Genomic DNA, 16,242 nt, shown 5'->3' with positions numbered 1-16,242 from the left:
AAACACCCTAGCGGGGTGCGGTGAGGAGGCGGTGGAGCAGGCCGCCCGCCCGCATCCATTCCTGTTCGACCTCGGTGTCGATCCTGGCGAGCGCGGCCTGTTCGAACACCGTTCTCCCGCCTCGTCGCGCGATGACGGTCAGTGGCGCGTTGACGAGGGGGCCGCCCTCCAGGCCGGTGATGTCGAACTCCTCGGTTCCGTCGGCGTCGAATCCGCCGAGTGCGGGGCATTCGACGGGCAGTACGCCCAGTGCGACGAGGTTGGTGCGGTGGATGCGTTCGAAGCTCTGCGCGAGCACGGCCCGCACACCGAGAAGCCGGGTCACCTTCGCCGCCCAGTCGCGGGCGGATCCGGCTCCGTAGGACCGCCCCGCGACGATGATCACCGAGGTCCCGCGCCGGGCATACGCGGCCGCCGCGGAGTGGATCGGCATGACGTCGCCGTCCGGCAGCAGACGCGTCCAGCCGCCTTCGTGTCCCTCGACGAGCCGGTTGCGAAGCCGCGGGTTCGCGAATCCGCCGCGCAGCATCACCTCATGGTTGAGGCGGCGCGAACTGTAGCTGCCGAGTCCGTCCTCCGCCACTCCCCGTTCGACGAGCCACTTGCCCGCCGCCGAAGCGGGCAGGATGCGCCCGACCGGCGAGATGTGGTCGGTGGTGACGTCGTCGCCCAGGACCAGCAGCGGCCGGGCCGCGGTGATGTTTCCCCGGACCGGCGCGCACACCTCGCCGTCGGCGAAGGGGGGACGGCGGATCATCCCGGTTTCCCCTTCCCACGCGTAACCGTCACCGTGGGGATGGGGCAGCCGTTGCCAGCGATCCGTGGTCAGCGGCAGGGAGGCGCCACGACCCGGCGATGCCCGCTCGGCGGTCGCTATCGTTGCGTCGATCTCCTCGTCGGTGGGCCAGATGTCGGCCAGCAGCACGGGTTTTCCGTCATGGCCGGTGCCGAGGGGATCGCGGTCGATGTCGATCGTGGTGCGCCCGGCGAGGGCGAACGCGACGACCAGCGGGGGTGAAGTCAGATACGAGTGGGTCACGTCAGGGTGGATCCGTCCGGGGAAGTTCCGGTTTCCCGACAGCACGGCCGAAACCGCGAGACCGCGCTCACGGATCTGCCGCCCGGCATCCTGCCGTAGTGGGCCGGAGTTGCCCATGCAGGTCCCGCAGCCGAACCCGGCGACCTGGAAACCCAGTTCGTCCAGCGCGGGCTGCAATCCGCCGGCGCGCAGCAGTTCCGCGGTCGCCCGCGAGCCGGGCGTCAGTGAGGTCTTGGTCCACGGGGCGACGGTGAGCCCGCGGGCCACGGCATTGCGGGCCAGCAGGCCCGCGGCCGCCATCGCCCGTGGGTTCGAGGTGTTGGTGCAGCTCGTGATCGCCGCGATCACCACGTCGCCGTCGGACAGTTCCCCACGGGGGTGGCCGGTGGCAGGGCGGCGCAGGTCGGCGGGACGGAGTGTCTCGTGTGGACGGGAGGGGCCGGACAGGGTCCGCTCCACCGTGCCCAGGTCCAGCTCGATCAGGTCGTCGTAGTCCGGTTCGGTGGCGGACAACATCCCTTGTGCCGTGAGGTAGTCGCGGATCGGGCCGACCGGGCGGCCGGTGCGGGCCAGGTAGTCGAGCGTGCGGGTGTCTGCGGGGAAGTAGGCCATGGTCGCGCCGTACTCGGGGGCCATGTTCGCGATCGTGGCGCGGTCGGGAACCGCCAACGTGGCCAGACCGGGTCCGTGGAACTCCACGATCCGCTGCACGACCCCGTGGGCTCGCAGTAGTGCGGCGAGGGTCAGCGCCACGTCGGTCGCCAGCACCCCCGGCCGGGTGGACCCGGTCAGCCGGACGCCGACCACCTCGGGCACGCGCAGGAGGATCGGCTCGCCGAGCGCGGCGGCGGTCGCCTCGATCCCGCCGACCCCCCAGCCTGCCACGGACAGCGCGTTGATCATGGTGGTGTGGCTGTCGGTGCCGACCACGGAGTCGAACCGGGCGAGCGGGCCGCCGGTGACCACGTCGGCGAGCACCTCGAGGTTGAGCTGGTGGCAGATGCCGATGCCGGGCGGCACGACGCGCAAAGCGCCGAACCGGGTCTGCGCCCAGCGCAGGAACCGGTAGCGGCCGGCGTGGCGGTCGTACTCGCGGTCGAGGTTGTGTCCGGCCGCCCCCGCGGAACCGGCCAGGTCGAGTTCCAGCGCGTGGTCGACGACCAGGTCCATCCGGCGCCTCGGCGCGACGGAGGCGGGGTCGAGTCCGAGTTCGGCGGCCCGTTCGGCCAGCGTGACCAGATCGGCCAGCACCGGGATGCCGGAGGCGTCCTGCAACAGGATGCGTTCGGGGTAGAAGGGAATCGAGGCGGTGGTGTCCCGTTCGGCCAGCGCTCGCACGTGATCGGTGGTGACCGTGCGACCGTTTTCGTGGCGCAGCAGGTTTTCCACCAGGACGCGGCTGGCGTGGGGCAGGCGGCTCAGTGGCCCCGCTCCCGCCGCTTCGGCGGCGGGCAGGCTGAGGAAGCGGGTGCCGTCGGGCAGCGAGCGTGTCGCCCGGAACGAGTCGGGCGTCATGACCGCGCCACCCGGCGTTCGGCCGCGCCGACGTAGGTGGGCAGCAGCGGCGGTGGGAGCGGGCCCTTGATCCGGCGTCCCGACCGGGTTTCCTCCCAGGCGTGGGCGAGGATCCCGACCGAGCGCGACAGGATGAACAACCCGCGTGCCAGTTCCGCCGGGAATCCGAGTTCGGCGTAGACGACGGCGGTCGCGCCGTCGATGTTCATCGGTACCGGTCTGCTCCTTCCGGCCGCCAGCTGCCGTTCGATTTCCTGGGCGATGCTCAGGTGACGCCCCTCCACGACCCCGGCCGCAACCTGCTCGGCCACCGCCCGCAGCAGGGGATCGCGCCGCGGATCGCGCGGGTGGAACCGGTGTCCGAAGCCCGGTACGTGCTGTCGTCGTTCCCGGAACTCCGCCAGTGCCTTCGAGACCGCGGTCTCCACACCATCCTTTTCGGACACTTCACGGAGCTGGTCGAGCAGTGCCAGGCATTGCTGCCCGGCACCGCCGTGCACATCGCCGAGCAGCCCGACACCGGTGGACATCGCGCCGTGCAGCCCGACGCCGCAGGTGGCCGCCATGCGGGCGGCGGCGATCGACGGCGCCTGCGGCCCGTGGTCGACGGCGGCGACGAGGGCCTTCTCCAGCAGGGCGGCCTGTGCCTTGCCGGGCAGTTCACCACGCAGCATCAGCCAGATCGTCTCCGTGAAACCGGCGTTCGGAATCAGCTCCTCCACGGGATAGCCGCGCAGCCGGATGATCCCGGGCTCGATGTCGGACACGGCGGTGGACCACCAGTCGGTGACGTCGCGGACCGAAGTCGTGCGGATCGCCTCTTCACGAGCGGAGGTCATACCGCCTTCTCCTCACGCAGCCGCGCGATCTCGGCTTCCCCGAATCCCAGTTCCTTCAGGATCGCGTCGGTGTGCTCCCCCAGCTTCGGCGGCCGCAGGTCCGTGGCCACCCGGGCACCGTCGACCCGCGTGGGTGCGCCGAGCACCCTTACCTCGCCGCCGGCGGAGGCGGGCGAGGCGACGGCGGTGACGAGTTCGCGGTGCGCGACCTGGGGAGAGGCCAGCGCCTCGGACACCGAGATCACCGGCGCGGCGGGCACTCCGGTGCCGAGCAGGATTTCGTCCCATTCCGCCGCGGTCTTCTCCTTGAGCGAGGTTTCCAGTTCCGCCCGCAGGATGTCCCGGTTGCGCTTGCGGTCCTCACGGACGGCGAACCGGGGATCACCGATCAGCTCTTCGCGGCCGAGCACCCGGCAGAGGGTCTCGTATTGCTCCTGCTTGTTCGCCGCGATGTTCAGCGCCCCCTCGGCCGTCTCGAACGTGCCGGACGGCGCCGAGGTGATGTTCTCGTTGGCCATCGGCGCCGGTTCCCGCCCGGCGATCAGGTGGTCCGAGACCACCCAGCCCATGGCGGTGAGCGCGGCGTCGAGCATCGAGGTGTCGAGGAAGGCACCTCGGCCGGTGCGCCGCTGGCGAAGCAGCGCCGAGGAGATCGCGAACGCCGCGGCCAGGCCGCCGAAGCTGTCGCACACCGGGAAGCCGACGCGCAGCGGGGCGGTCTCCTTCGTCCCGGTGACGCTCATGATGCCGGACAAACCCTGGATCACCTGGTCATAGGCGGGCCTGTTGCGCATCGGCCCCGTCGAACCGAATCCCGAGACGGCGCAGTAGACCAGCCGCGGGTTGATCTCCCGCAGGCGGTCCCAGCCGAACCCGAGGCGTTCCAGGACACCGGGCCGGAAGTTCTCCAGCAGCACATCCGCGTCCGCCACGAGCTTGGCGAAGACCGTCTTGCCGCCGGTGCTCTTGAGATCCACCGTGATGGACCGCTTCCCGGAGTTCTGGGCCAGAAAGGACACCCCGAGGCCCTCGCCGGCCAGCTTCGGGTCGGCGCCGAGCTGACGGGCCAGGTCCCCGCCGCCCGGGGTCTCCACCTTGATCACGTCGGCCCCCATCAACGCGAGCTGGTATCCGGCGAACGGCCCGGCCAGCACGTTGGTGAGGTCGACGACGCGAACGCCTTCGAGCAGATCGGCGGTCACAGGAACACCTCCACCGGGCCGAGACCGGCTTCACTGATCTCGCGGGCCGCCGCGGTGACGGCGTCGACGTAGCGGCCGACGCGGTCGGCGGTGAACCGTGAAGTCGGTCCGCTGGCGGACAGCGCGGCGATCACCCGGCCGTCCTTGCCGAAGATCGGCGCGGCCACCGCGGAAGCGCCGAGTTCGCGATCGCCGTGGGTCACCGCGTACCCCGCCTCGCGGATGCCGGCGACCTCGCGCCGCAACGACTCCAGGTCGAGGTCGGAACGGCGGGCGGCGAGGTCGCGCAGCACCTCGTCCGGCGCGCCCCCGAGCAGGATCTTGCCGGCGGCACCGCTGGCCAGCTGGTAGGGGACCCCCACCTCGACCACGCTGCGGACGGTCGCGGTGCCCTCGACCTGGGCGACCGAGACCCGGTCGAGAATCCGGCGGATGTAGACGTTGACCGTCTCGCCGAAGGCGTCCACCAGGCCCGACATGACCCGCCGGGCCTCGGGACCGACCTCCCACAACGTCTCCGCGAGCTTGACCCAGCGCAGGAAGCCCGGCCCGGGGCCGTAGGACGAGTCGCCGCGGTCGACGATCAGTCCGAGCGACTCCAGCGTCGCGAGCAGCCGCACGACCGTGGTCTTCGGCAACCCGGTCAGCGTGACGATGTCACGGAGCTGCCGGAGGGGATGCGCCGCGTCGAACAGTTCCAGGACCTCGACGGCGCGCGCGATGCTGCGCACGCCCCCGTCGGCCCGGGTGGAACCGGTGTCAGTCTCAACCATGTCCCCCACCGTAGACCATTCTGCGGTTTTTCAAAACCACATTGTGGGTTGACATGGATATGGTCTCGGTGTTCTTCTGTTGCTCGCGGTACTTGGACTGCCCAGTGGAACTCCAGAACCGCTCAATGGTGCGCTGGGACGAGAAAGGGAGTTTCGTGAGTCGACAACAGGCGGATCTGGTCGTGGTCGGCTGTGGTGCCGGCGGACTCGCCACGGCGGTGCGGTTCCTGGAACTCCAGCCAACGGGCCGGGTGGTGGTACTCGAACGGACGTCGAAGGCCCGGCGCGGCGGCAACACGGCGTGGACCGGATCGTTCTTCCGGCTCGAAGCGGACGGCGCCCCGGCGGCCGACTTCTCCTCGCGCATGCTCGAACTGAGCGAGGGCAGGACGGACCCCGCCATCATCGGCAGGCTGGCCGAGCTGGCCCAGCCGACCATGAACTGGCTCAACCGCAACGGGGTCGCCACGAAATCGGACCTCACCTACTTCCTGACCTCGAAAGGCCCGCGCCTGATGCCCGTCGGCGGCGGCGCGGCGATCGTGGAAACCCTCGCCGCACGGGTCGAAGCCCTCGGCGGCACCATCCGGTACGAGACCACCGCACAGGACCTCGTCCAGGACGAAACCGGCGCGGTGACCGGTGTCGTGACGGCCGACGGGACGAGTTGGCAGGCACCGACGGTGGTTCTCGCCTGCGGCGGTTTCGAAGGCAGCGCGACCCTGCTCGACCGTCATCTCGGCGAGCACGGCCACGAGCTTTCGCCGATAGCCCCCGGCGGGCGTGCCAACCAGGGCGAAGGCATCGAGATGGGCATCCGGGCCGGCGCGGCGACCGACGGTCAGTTCGAACGCTTCCACGGCGAGCCCGTCGATCCGCGGACCCGGTCGCCGGAAGCCCTGGTCATGGTCTACCCGTACGGGATTCTGGTCGACCACCGGGCCCAGCGGTTCCTCGACGAGGGCGCCGACACCCCGGACAACACCTTCGAGTCGGTGGCCTACCGGATCTGGCGCGACGCCGACCAGTTCGCGTACGTGATCGCGGATCAGAAGCTGGTGCGCCAGGACATCGCCCGCGCCGTGCTGACCGACCGCGAGCCCGAATCCGCGGACACGCTCGAAGCGCTGGCGGAGCGTCTCGACCTCGATCCCGCCGCGCTCGTCGCGACGGTCGAAAGGTACAACGCCGCCGCCCGGCCGGGCCCGCTCGAGGTGGACCGGCTCGACGGGGTCGGGACCAGCGGTCTCGAACCACCGAAGTCCAACTGGGCGCGCCCGATCGACGAGCCGCCGTACGTGGCCTGGCCCGTCACGTGCGCGATCACCTTCACCTTCGGCGGTCTCAAGACCGACGAACACGCGCACGTCCTCGACCGCGAAGGCGCGCCCATCGCGGGTCTGTACGCCGTCGGCGAGGTGGCCGGGATCTACCACCACAAGTACCCGGGCGCCACGTCCGTCCTGCGTGCCCTCTGCTTCGGCCGCGTCGCGGGCGAAGCAGCGGCGGCACGGTGCTCCACCCCGACCACCGCGTCCTGATGTCAAGGGAGACAGTCATGACACAAGCAGTGCAGGCCTCCGGGAACATGCCCCGCCGTGCCGCGATCGCCAGTCTCGTCGGCACCACCATCGAATGGTTCGACTTCTTCATCTACGGGCTCGCCGCGGCGCTGGTCTTCGGCAAGCTGTTCTTCCCCGCGGTGGACGCCCACAGTGGACGGCTCGCCTCGTTCGCCACGCTCGGCGTCGCGTTCCTCGCCCGGCCCATCGGTGCCGCGGTGTTCGGCCACCTCGGCGACAGGTTCGGCCGCCGGACCACCCTGATCGTCACGCTGAGCATCATGGGTGTCTCGACGGGCCTGATCGGCCTGCTGCCGACGTACGGCACCCTCGGTGTCTGGGCTCCCGTCCTGCTCATCACGCTGCGCCTGCTCCAGGGGCTGGCGGTCGGCGGCGAATGGGGCGGTGCGGTGCTGATGTCGGTCGAGCACGCACCGGCCTCCCGGCGGCGCCTGTTCGGGTCCGCGCCGCAGATGGGCAGCCCACTCGGCCTGGTGCTCGCCACCGCCGTGATGTCCGCGGTCTCGACACTGCCGGACGCGCAGTTGCTGGCCTGGGGATGGCGTATCCCGTTCCTCGTGGGCTTCGTGCTGGTCGCCATCGGCCTGATGATCCGCCTCGGCGTCGCCGAACCCGAGGAGTTCGGCGAACTCAAGTCGGCGGGGGAAACGGCCCGGCTGCCGGTGGGCGAGGTCTTCACGCGCGCCCTGCGGGGGCTCGCGGTCGGCACCGGGGTGCAGGCGTCGGTCAACGTCGTCTTCTACCTGATCTCGGTGTACTTCCTGACCTACGCGACGGCCTCGCTCGGAATGCCCCGCAAGACCGCGCTGCTCATCGTGATGATCGCGGCCGGCGTCGACCTGCTCGTCCTGCCGGTGGTCGCCGCTCTCAGCGACCGGATCGGGGCCCGGCCGGTGCTGCTCGGAGGTGTCCTGTTCACCGCCGCGGCGGTGTTCCCGTTCTTCTGGCTCATGGATCGCGAGCATGTCTTCGCGACCGCCGTCGTCATCACCGTCATGATGCTGGGTGCCCACGCCACCGTCTACGCCGTGGTGTCCAGCGTCATCGCGGACCAGTTCGACACCAGGGTCCGCTACAGCGGCACCGCGTTGAGCAACGCGCTGGGCGCCCTGATCTTCAGCGCGCCGACACCGTTCATCGCCGAAGCCGTGGTCGGTGACGGCACCCGATGGTGGCCGCTCGCCCTGCTGACCGTCGCCTCCGCCGCCATCTCGGCCGTCGCCGTCGCCGGCACACCGCACCGCAAGCGGACGGCGGTGGCGGCGGTCGCACCGGCCGCGTCCACGTCCGCCTGAAAGACAGTTCGGGAGAACCCCTTCATGAGTACCGAAAACTACGCCATGCTGATCGACGGGAAATGGCGCGACGCCTCCGACGGCGCCACCTTCCCCTCGGTCAACCCCTTCGACGGGCAGGCCTGGGCCCATGTTCCGGACGCCACGCCCCAGGACATCGACGACGCCGTCACCGCGGCCCGGCGCGCGTTCGAGGACGGGCCATGGGCCCGCACGACGCCGCTGGAGCGGGCGACGCTGCTGCGGCGGTTCGGTGACCTGATCAAGGACAACGCCGACGAACTCGCCCGCATCCAGGTACGGGAGAACGGCAAGCTCATCCGCGAGGTCGCCAGCCAGGCGACCGCGCTGGCCAACCACTGCTACTTCTTCGCCGGGGTCGCCGAAAGCCCGCTCGGCGAAACACTCGCCAGCAGCGTGCCCAACATGCAGGTCTTCACGGTCCGCGAGCCGATCGGTGTGGTCGCCGCCATCACCCCGTGGAACAGCCCGCTGGCCTTGCTGCTGTGGAAGCTCTGCCCCGCCCTCGCGGCCGGGAACACCGTCGTGATCAAGCCTTCGGAGATCACCCCGGTGTCCACTTTGGTGCTGGGAAGGCTCATCCAGGAAGCCGGCTTCCCTGACGGCGTGGTCAATGTCGTCACCGGAGCCGGTCCCGCCGGTGCGGCACTGGCCGGGCACCACGGGGTCGACAAGATCGCCTTCACCGGCTCCACCGCGGTCGGCAAGAAGATCGCGGTGACCGCCGCCGAGCGGCTCGCGCGGGTTTCCCTGGAACTCGGCGGCAAATCCCCCAACATCGTCTTCCCCGACGCCGACCTGCCCAACGCCGTCAACGGCGTCATCGCGGGCATCTTCGCCGCGACCGGGCAGACCTGCATGGCGGGCTCGCGGGTCCTCGTCCACGAGGACGTCCACGACGAGTTCGTTGCCGCGCTCGTCGAGAAGACCTCGAAGATCAAAATCGGTGACCCGCTCGACCCCGAGACCGAACTGGGCACCGTCGCCTGCCAGGCCCAGTACGACAAGGTGCTGCACTACATCGAGGTCGCCAAGGCCGACGGCGCACACCTGGCCACCGGCGGCGGGCGCCCCGACGACCCCGCGCTCGCCAAGGGCCTGTTCGTCCGGCCCACCGTCTTCACCGGTGTCACCAACGACATGCGCATCGCCCGTGAGGAGGTGTTCGGGCCGGTCGCCGTGGTCATCAGGTTCACCGACGAGGACGACGCCGTCCGGATCGCCAACGACACCTCCTTCGGCCTCGCCGCCGGAGTGTGGACCCGCGACCTCGCCCGCGCCCACCGCATGACCCGCCGCCTGCGCGCCGGCAGCGTGTGGGTCAACAACTACCGCAAGACCAACTACGTCGCACCGTTCGGCGGATTCAAGGAAAGCGGCATCGGCCGGGAGAACGGGTTCCACGCGATCGAGGAGTACACCGAGGTCAAGACCGTCTGGATCGACACCGGGAACACCATCACCGACCCGTTCAACCCGCGCGCCTGACCAGCCGCTCACGGGACGCCGCGCCGGTGCGGACCGGATATCCGGTCCGCACCGGCGCATTCCTTTCGTGGCCAAGGGGCACGAGCGTTCCAGCGAACCGGCAGCAGCGACAGTTTTCACCACCGTGGTGATGCCGTCACAGCGGAGGGTGCTGGTCCTTGCGGGTGAACCGGACGCCGTTGAAGGTGTGCGTGCAGCACGGGCAGGCCGGCTCCAGGTCGTCGGCCCCCAGCTCGGGATTGACGACCTGCAACCGGTTGTCATCGTCTATGTAGAGGCCGCTGTAGTAGCTGGCCTCGCCGATCCGCACATAGTCGCGTCGTTCCTGCGACTGCCTCGCCACCAGCCAGTAGATCGGGTCCGGGGAGTCGAGCCGGGCGGCGGCCTCGTCACGCACCTCGTCCCAATCCTCGCCGATCTTGCCGAGCAGGAACCGGAACAACGGCGTGTAGTCCAGGCCCCGGCGTTTCCGCCCGCCCATGGACCCGCGCGGCAGGTCGGAGTCGCGTTCTCGTTTCGTGTTGCGTTGGTGCCGGTAGTCCCCGCCGTGGTTGTGGTGGACGAACCTGGCGCGGGTGTTCACGCGACGGTACAGTGGCTCCTTCACCGCGCCTGCCCTCCTTGACTCGACCAGCGATGCCCACGACCCGACGCTTCCGACGATATCCAGAACTGACGCGACGGTGTGCCCGAACTTCGTGCATCGGGATACCTGTGCGGGTGCAGACCAGCCCCATCGCCGCGCCCTCGGCCAGGAAGGTCGGATCGAGCGCGAAACGCCGAAACCCCGGTCGAGGCCGACAACGGAGACGACGGGGCCGCTGCGATGTCTTCAACGCTCTACTTGCCCAGGTGAATCTCGCTCCGTTTCAGATCCAGCAGGTCCGGATCCTGTTCAGCGAGCTTCGACTCAAAGGCGGGCATCATCGCAATAGACCGGAATAGCCGCATAAAAGGCCTCCATGGAACTCCCGGCTATTATTGGCCCACGAGGTCCGATGACTTCTCCTCACAAAATTGCCTCGCCGCTGGCCGCGGTGGCGCAGGGGCCCGCGGTCTTCTTGCTATCGGGTGTGGGTGAGGGTGTAGTAGCCGTCGACGGGGGCGCCGGGGCCGTGCCAGGAGGAACTGGCGGGCCAGGCCGGGTCGCCGGGGGCGGGGTTTTGGGTGTGGGTGAGGGTGAAAGGCGTGTCCAACGGTGGTGTGGCGCGGTCAAGGAACCGGTAGTTCAGTTCCAGCAGCGCACGGGCAGCAGGGCTCGCCTTGTCGATGACGTTGTCGATGATGGGCAAGAGTTCAGCGCGGTCGGAGAAGCCGTCGACGACGGCGCAGTCGCAGAAGTAGGCGATCGCCCCGATCTCACCACCCGCATGCACCGGCCGCCCACCCGTGAGAGCGGCAAGCTGGCTACCCAGGGTGGCGTACTGGGCCGGGGTTGCCCAGTTCGTGGTGATCGCCGCCTGCCGCCACGGCAAGCCGTGGTGGGCGTCGAACGCGACCTGCCCGACGATCGGCACCGCCACCAGCGCGAGGGTCGCAGGGTGCGCGGCCGACACAGCGAGGGCAAGGAACACCGACAGGCAGACCAGGCTCGGCGCGTAATACCAGTGATACGGCGGCACACCCAACGCCGTATAAGCCAGATAGTGCACCACCCCCGCCGCACCCAACGCGGCCGGCAGCACCAGTCGGCGCCGCGCACGCGTCGCGACCACCACAACAAGAGCGAGCACGCCGAGCAGCGCGGGCAGAAACGCCAGCACCGTCGCCGCCGGGTAGCTGCGCAGATACAGCAAAGGGCCGTTGCCGAACTGGTAGCTACCCCACGCCTTCTGCTGAGTCTTGATCACCAGCGTGTCCGGCACCGCCGAACCCAGCACCCGCCAACTGAACGCGAACCACGGCAAGGCCACCGCCACCCCACCCAGCAACACCTTCCACCACCCCCGCCACAACCCGGCGGCCGCGGCGAACACCACCAGGACGATCACCGCCAGGTCAATCCGGGTCAGCACCGCCAGCCCCGCACACAGCCCGAACAGCCACGGGCGGCGCAACACCGCCGCCGCCAGCAACGCACCCAGCACCGCGGCGGTGAGCGTGACCTCCAAACCCACCGCGGACAACAGCAACGGGTTGCCCAGCACCACAAGCCACGCCGCCCACACACCCCACTCACGCAACCCCAACGCCCGCGCCGTCGCCCGCAGCGTCAGGCCGAGCACCACGTTGGCGGCAACGAACACCGCGGCCAACGCCCACACCGGATGCCGCAACACCACCGTGAACCCGGCCAGCAGCAACACGTTCAACGGCGAGGTCGCCGTGTTCGACGTGCGCTGCGGAATCAGACCCCAATGCCCGTGCAACGCCACATTCCGCGCATAGCTCAGCGTGATGTAGGAGTCGTCGATGATCGCCGAATGCACCAGCCAGAACACCCCGGCCGACACCGCGGCCAACACACCCACCGCGGCCATGGAACCGGACCACCAGCGGGACGCAACACGGACCTGTCTGTCACCGGCGATCCACTCGGCGGTGGGCGCACCCAGCACGGCCGCTCCTGAATTCTCAAGCTGTCAAAACGAACGGAGTCTACGGGCGGGTGAAACGCTCATCTCATTCGGCCCCTCACGGGAACGCGCAGTTCCGAGCGTCGAAAATGGGATGAGGAGCGCCCGGTCTCGGGCGTAGCCTCGGCGACCGTGATCGGTGAGGCGAATGCGCAAGACGACCCGGCGGACGGCTGGTTCCCCGAGAGCGTGGCCGCACACTACGACACCCCCGGCGGCGCGAACCTGCCCGAGGTGGTGACACCCGCGGTGGACGTCCTCGAAGACCTGGCCGACGGCCCGGTACTCGAGTTCGCCGTCGGGACCGGGCGAATCGCCGCGCCACTGGCCGCCCGGGGCGTGCCGGTGAGCGGCATCGAACTGAGCCGGACGATGGCGGCGCGGATCGCGAACAAGCCCGGCGGCCACGCCGTCGAGGTCACCATCGGCGATATGACCACGACACGGGTGCCCGGGCGGTTCTCGCTGGTCTACCTGGTGTTCAACACCATCAGCAACGTGACCACCCAGGACGGACAGGTCGACGTCTTCCGCAACGCGGCCGCACACCTGCGACCGGGCGGGCTGTTCCTCATCGAGGTGGGCCTGCCGGGCCTGCGCCGCCTGCCACCCGGACAGGACACCGTCCCCTTCGCGGTGGCGCCCGGCCCCGACGGGGGCGGCTATGTCGGGTTCGACCAGTACGACGTCATCACTCAAGAGTTCACGTCGAACCACGTCACCGTGTCACCGGACGGGACCGGGCAGTTCCGCCGCATCCCCTTCCGATACGCCTGGCCCGCCGAAATGGACCTCATGGCACGCATCGCCGGGATGCACCTGAAACACCGCTGGGCGGACTGGGACCGCTCGGAACTCACCGCCGAAAGCACCAAACACGTGTCGGTCTGGGAGAAAGACCCGAACACGTGATCATGCATCACCCGAGACCGGCGACTGCCTCCGCATGGCGTCCTGGCACGGTCACTTCGACGGCGCTCAGACATCGAGAAAGGCGGTGACGTCTGAGCTGAAGATACGCAGATCTTCACCCGGGCTGAGGTGAACCCGAACGGTGGCTTCCCAGGCTCCTGGATCTTGCTCCGTCAGCTCCGGAAAGCGCAGTGTCCAGGCCAAGTCGATCTGGTGGCCCGTCAGGAGTCGGGCGATCCGTACCGGGCCAGTTCGGTCCGTGATCCGACGCCGAGCTTCCGGAAGGCGTTGTAGAGGTGATAGCCGACGGTGCGGGGGCTGAGGAAGAGTTGCGCGGCGATCTCGCGGTTGCTCGCGCCGGTGGCGGCCAGGCGGACGACCTGGGATTCCTGCGCGGTCAGCAGGTCGAGCGCGCCGGCTTTCTGCGTCGTGCTCCGAGGACGTGCGCCGATCGCGGCCAGCTCGTGGTTGGCGCGCTTCAGCCATGGGGAGGCGCCGAGCCGGTGGAAGATGTCCGCTGCCGCACGAAGTCGTTTGGCCGCCTCGGATCTGCGGCGGGCGCGGCGCAGCCATTCGCCGCAGAGCAGCAGGGTGTGGGCCTGGTCGAACGGACGGGTGCCGCGGTCGTGGTGTTCGAGCGCCGTCAGGTAGTGGGGTTCGGCTTTCGCTGCCGGGCTCAGCATGGCGATGCAGCGATGGACCAAGCCCAGCGCCCACGGCTGGTCGCTCGCCTCGGCCCAGTCGCGGAAGCGGGCGAAGTGTCCGGCCGCCGGATCGGGCCTGCCGAGCCGGACCAGCGCCTCGACGAGGCTCGGTATGGCGTACTTGGCGACGACGGTGTGCCCGCCACGGCCGCTCAGCAGATCGTTCAGGTGCCGCACGGTGGACCGGTGGTCACCGCGCCCCAGGGCCAGCAGGCCGAGGGCATAGCCGCCCCAGGACGCGCCCGCCGCGCCCGCGCTCGCGTGCCGGGCCAGCGACTCGCATTCCGCGTCCTTGCCCTCGATCGCCGACAGCAGCGCCAGGATTCCCCGGAGATGGCCCGCGCGCCGGGTGTGGCCGGTCGCTTCGGAAAGGTGCAGCAGTTCGGCTCCGTCCGCCTTCGCCTCGGCGTGCCTTCCGGTGAGAATCCGGATCTGAGTCCTGATCTGCAGCGCGTGAGTCAGTTCGCTGATCTGGCCGGTGTCACGACATTGCCGGACATACTCGTCCGCCAGCACCTCCGCCTCCCGGTCGTCGCCAAGGAGAATGGCGTTGAACAGCGCGTAGGAAATGGTGGCGCCCACTGGCTTCCCGCCGGTGCGCATCGCCGACCGCATCATGCGCAAACCGCCGAGATGATCGCCGGACAGCAGGAGCGCACAGCCGCGGACCCAGCCCGGCAGGTATCCGATCGCCTCGGGGCCGGGCGCGGTGGTGGCGGTCATGACACGCGCGGCCCGTCGCACCGTCTCAAGGTCTCCCGCCAGGTATGAGCGAGTGGTGGCCACGCCGAGCATTTCCCTGGCTTTCGCCGGCGCCACCGTCACGATCGCCGCGGCGGCTTCGACCATGATCCGCCCCGCGCTCTCGGCGTCGCCCAGCTCGAATTCCCGTGCCGCACGCACGCTGACCAGTTCTGCCTTGGCCTCGGGCGCGGTGGTGAGCCGCTCACCACGTTCGGCCAGACCGCCCGCCCGGGACAGTTGCCCGCCTTCGGCCGCCTTCTCGGCGGCCAGCGCCAGACGGCGCGCCCGCAGCTCCCTGTTCCCGGTGAGCTGCGCGGCCCGCTCGTACCCGGTCGCGGCCACCGCGAGCGCGCCGCGGCGCGTGGCCCGATCCGCGGCGCGCTCCAGCAGGCGGCCAAGGTTCTCGTCGATGCCGGTCGTCGCAGCCGCGAGATGCTGGGTTCGCCGGTCCTCTCCGTCCTCGTCACCGCTGGAGGCGAGCACGTCGGCGAGAACGCGATGCGCGTCCTGACGCCACGACAACGTCGCGCCCCGGTAAGCCGCCGCCTTGACGAGCGGGTGGCGGAAGACGAGCAGGCCACCGTCGATCCGGACGAGCCCGGCATGCTCGACGGGTTCCAGGTCCGTGACGCCGACGCCCAGTGCGGTCGCGGCGGACATGATCAGGCCGAGGTCGCCGGTGCCCTCGGCGGCGGCCACGGTCAGCAGGGTCCGGCTCCGCTTCGGCAGCACACCGATCCGTTTCTGGAAAGCACTTTCCAGACGGCCAAGCGGCGAAGAAGCCTCGGTGTACAGGCCGAGCGGTGGCAGTTTTCCCGCCCGCTGGTCCGGGCCGAGCATGCGCGACAGCTCGATCAGCGTGAGCGGGTTGCCTCCCGACTCGGCCACGACGCGATCGCGCACCGCCGGGGCGAGTTCGCCGCAGTGCTCGGCGAGCAACGCGGCCGACTGCGTCTCGTCGAGGGCGTGCAACGGCAGTTCCGCGATTCCGGCGGTGGGGAACGGCCGGTCTCCGTCGCGCATACCGAAGAGCACCATGACACGTTCGGCCTGCAGCCGCCGGGCGGCGAACAGCAGCGCGTCGGCGGAGGACTGGTCCAGCCACTGCGCGTCGTCGACCAGGCAGACGACCGGCCGTTCCTCCGCGACCTCGGCCAGCAGTGTCAGCACGGCGAGCCCGACGAGGAAGCGGTCCCGGCCCTCGGCGGCGGCCCGCAGACCGAACGCCGCGTGCAGAGCGTCGGCCTGCGGCTCCGGCAGCGAGTCCACTCGCTCCCGAACCGGGTGGAGGAGGGCGTGCAGCCCGGCGAACGGCAGGTCCGTCTCGGCCTCGGTGGCGGTCACCCGCAACTGGCACGCCACGTCCGCGGCGAGCTCGGCCATGTGCGTCAGCAGCGCGGACTTGCCGATACCGGCCTCACCCCGAACCACCAGGGCGGCGCCACGGCCCTGAACCACCGCGTCGAGCATGCCCGCGAGGTGGGCCTTCTCCAGATCACGGCCCAAGATCACGACGAGAACCTACCCAAGAGACCGGTCAATCCAGGTAAC

Annotated in this window: 11 protein-coding genes; 4 read left to right on the top strand and 7 right to left on the bottom strand. The window is 69.9% G+C overall.

The annotated features are described in order from the left end of the window. Positions 1-7: 7 nt before the first annotated feature. From acnA to ORV05_RS08620, 4 genes are read right to left on the bottom strand one after another with little or no spacing between them, the layout of a single operon-like run. Entirely contained in the window at positions 8-2,554 is a 2,547-nt protein-coding gene (gene acnA / locus ORV05_RS08635; RefSeq protein ID WP_268757916.1) for an aconitate hydratase AcnA, read from the bottom strand. After that, positions 2,551-3,393 carry a citryl-CoA lyase gene (locus ORV05_RS08630; RefSeq protein WP_268757915.1) on the bottom strand — a complete coding sequence of 281 codons (843 nt, stop codon included), beginning with the start codon at positions 3,391-3,393 and terminating at the stop codon, positions 2,551-2,553. The genes acnA and ORV05_RS08630 overlap by 4 nt, the downstream gene beginning before the upstream one ends. After that, positions 3,390-4,595: a CaiB/BaiF CoA transferase family protein gene (locus tag ORV05_RS08625; RefSeq protein WP_268757914.1), complete on the bottom strand. Its 1,206-nt coding sequence runs from the start codon at positions 4,593-4,595 to the stop codon at positions 3,390-3,392. The genes ORV05_RS08630 and ORV05_RS08625 overlap by 4 nt, the downstream gene beginning before the upstream one ends. Continuing rightward, positions 4,592-5,368 (bottom strand): IclR family transcriptional regulator, encoded by a 777-nt coding sequence (locus tag ORV05_RS08620; RefSeq protein WP_268757913.1) that lies wholly within the window; start codon positions 5,366-5,368, stop codon positions 4,592-4,594. The genes ORV05_RS08625 and ORV05_RS08620 overlap by 4 nt, the downstream gene beginning before the upstream one ends. A gap of 155 nt (positions 5,369-5,523) precedes the next feature. On the opposite strand from ORV05_RS08620, the gene ORV05_RS08615 reads away from it, so the two are divergent. The 3 genes from ORV05_RS08615 to ORV05_RS08605 are packed head-to-tail and all read left to right on the top strand — an operon-like array spanning position 5,524 to position 9,755. Next, on the top strand, positions 5,524-6,909 hold the full coding sequence (locus tag ORV05_RS08615; protein ID WP_268757912.1) for an FAD-binding protein: 1,386 nt from the start codon (positions 5,524-5,526) through the stop codon (positions 6,907-6,909). Between the two features lie 17 nt (positions 6,910-6,926). Then, positions 6,927-8,246, top strand: a complete 1,320-nt coding sequence (locus tag ORV05_RS08610; protein WP_268757911.1) for an MFS transporter — start codon at positions 6,927-6,929, stop codon at positions 8,244-8,246. 24 nt (positions 8,247-8,270) lie between these two features. Then, on the top strand, positions 8,271-9,755 hold the full coding sequence (locus ORV05_RS08605; RefSeq protein WP_268757910.1) for an aldehyde dehydrogenase: 1,485 nt from the start codon (positions 8,271-8,273) through the stop codon (positions 9,753-9,755). Positions 9,756-9,891: 136 nt separating this feature from the next. Here ORV05_RS08605 and ORV05_RS08600 read toward each other — a convergent pair whose 3' ends face one another. Both ORV05_RS08600 and ORV05_RS08595 read right to left on the bottom strand, forming a co-directional pair. Then, positions 9,892-10,362 (bottom strand): hypothetical protein, encoded by a 471-nt coding sequence (locus ORV05_RS08600; protein WP_268757909.1) that lies wholly within the window; start codon positions 10,360-10,362, stop codon positions 9,892-9,894. A 457-nt stretch (positions 10,363-10,819) separates the two neighbouring features. Next, positions 10,820-12,313: a hypothetical protein gene (locus tag ORV05_RS08595; protein ID WP_268757908.1), complete on the bottom strand. Its 1,494-nt coding sequence runs from the start codon at positions 12,311-12,313 to the stop codon at positions 10,820-10,822. A 150-nt stretch (positions 12,314-12,463) separates the two neighbouring features. Here ORV05_RS08595 and ORV05_RS08590 point away from each other — a divergent pair, with 150 nt between their 5' ends. Further along, positions 12,464-13,243, top strand: coding sequence for a class I SAM-dependent DNA methyltransferase (locus ORV05_RS08590; RefSeq protein ID WP_268757907.1), 780 nt, complete (start codon positions 12,464-12,466; stop codon positions 13,241-13,243). Between the two features lie 221 nt (positions 13,244-13,464). Here ORV05_RS08590 and ORV05_RS08585 read toward each other — a convergent pair whose 3' ends face one another. Further along, the gene (locus ORV05_RS08585) at positions 13,465-16,203 is read right to left on the bottom strand and encodes a helix-turn-helix transcriptional regulator (RefSeq protein ID WP_268757906.1); all 2,739 of its coding nucleotides are present in this window, start codon (positions 16,201-16,203) and stop codon (positions 13,465-13,467) included. Positions 16,204-16,242 lie beyond the last annotated feature (39 nt).

The organism is Amycolatopsis cynarae, assembly GCF_026802195.1.
In the GTDB taxonomy this organism is placed as follows: domain Bacteria; phylum Actinomycetota; class Actinomycetes; order Mycobacteriales; family Pseudonocardiaceae; genus Amycolatopsis_E; species Amycolatopsis_E rhizosphaerae.
This window is presented reverse-complemented; position numbering and strand designations above follow the sequence as displayed.

Excerpts from the sequence above, each read along its gene's own strand:
- acnA (WP_268757916.1), bottom strand. The coding sequence starts at position 2,554 with ATGACGCCCGACTCGTTCCGGGCGACACGCTCGCTGCCCGACGGCACC.
- ORV05_RS08630 (WP_268757915.1), bottom strand. The coding sequence starts at position 3,393 with ATGACCTCCGCTCGTGAAGAGGCGATCCGCACGACTTCGGTCCGCGAC.
- ORV05_RS08620 (WP_268757913.1), bottom strand. The coding sequence starts at position 5,368 with ATGGTTGAGACTGACACCGGTTCCACCCGGGCCGACGGGGGCGTGCGC.
- ORV05_RS08610 (WP_268757911.1), top strand. The coding sequence starts at position 6,927 with ATGACACAAGCAGTGCAGGCCTCCGGGAACATGCCCCGCCGTGCCGCG.
- ORV05_RS08605 (WP_268757910.1), top strand. The coding sequence starts at position 8,271 with ATGAGTACCGAAAACTACGCCATGCTGATCGACGGGAAATGGCGCGAC.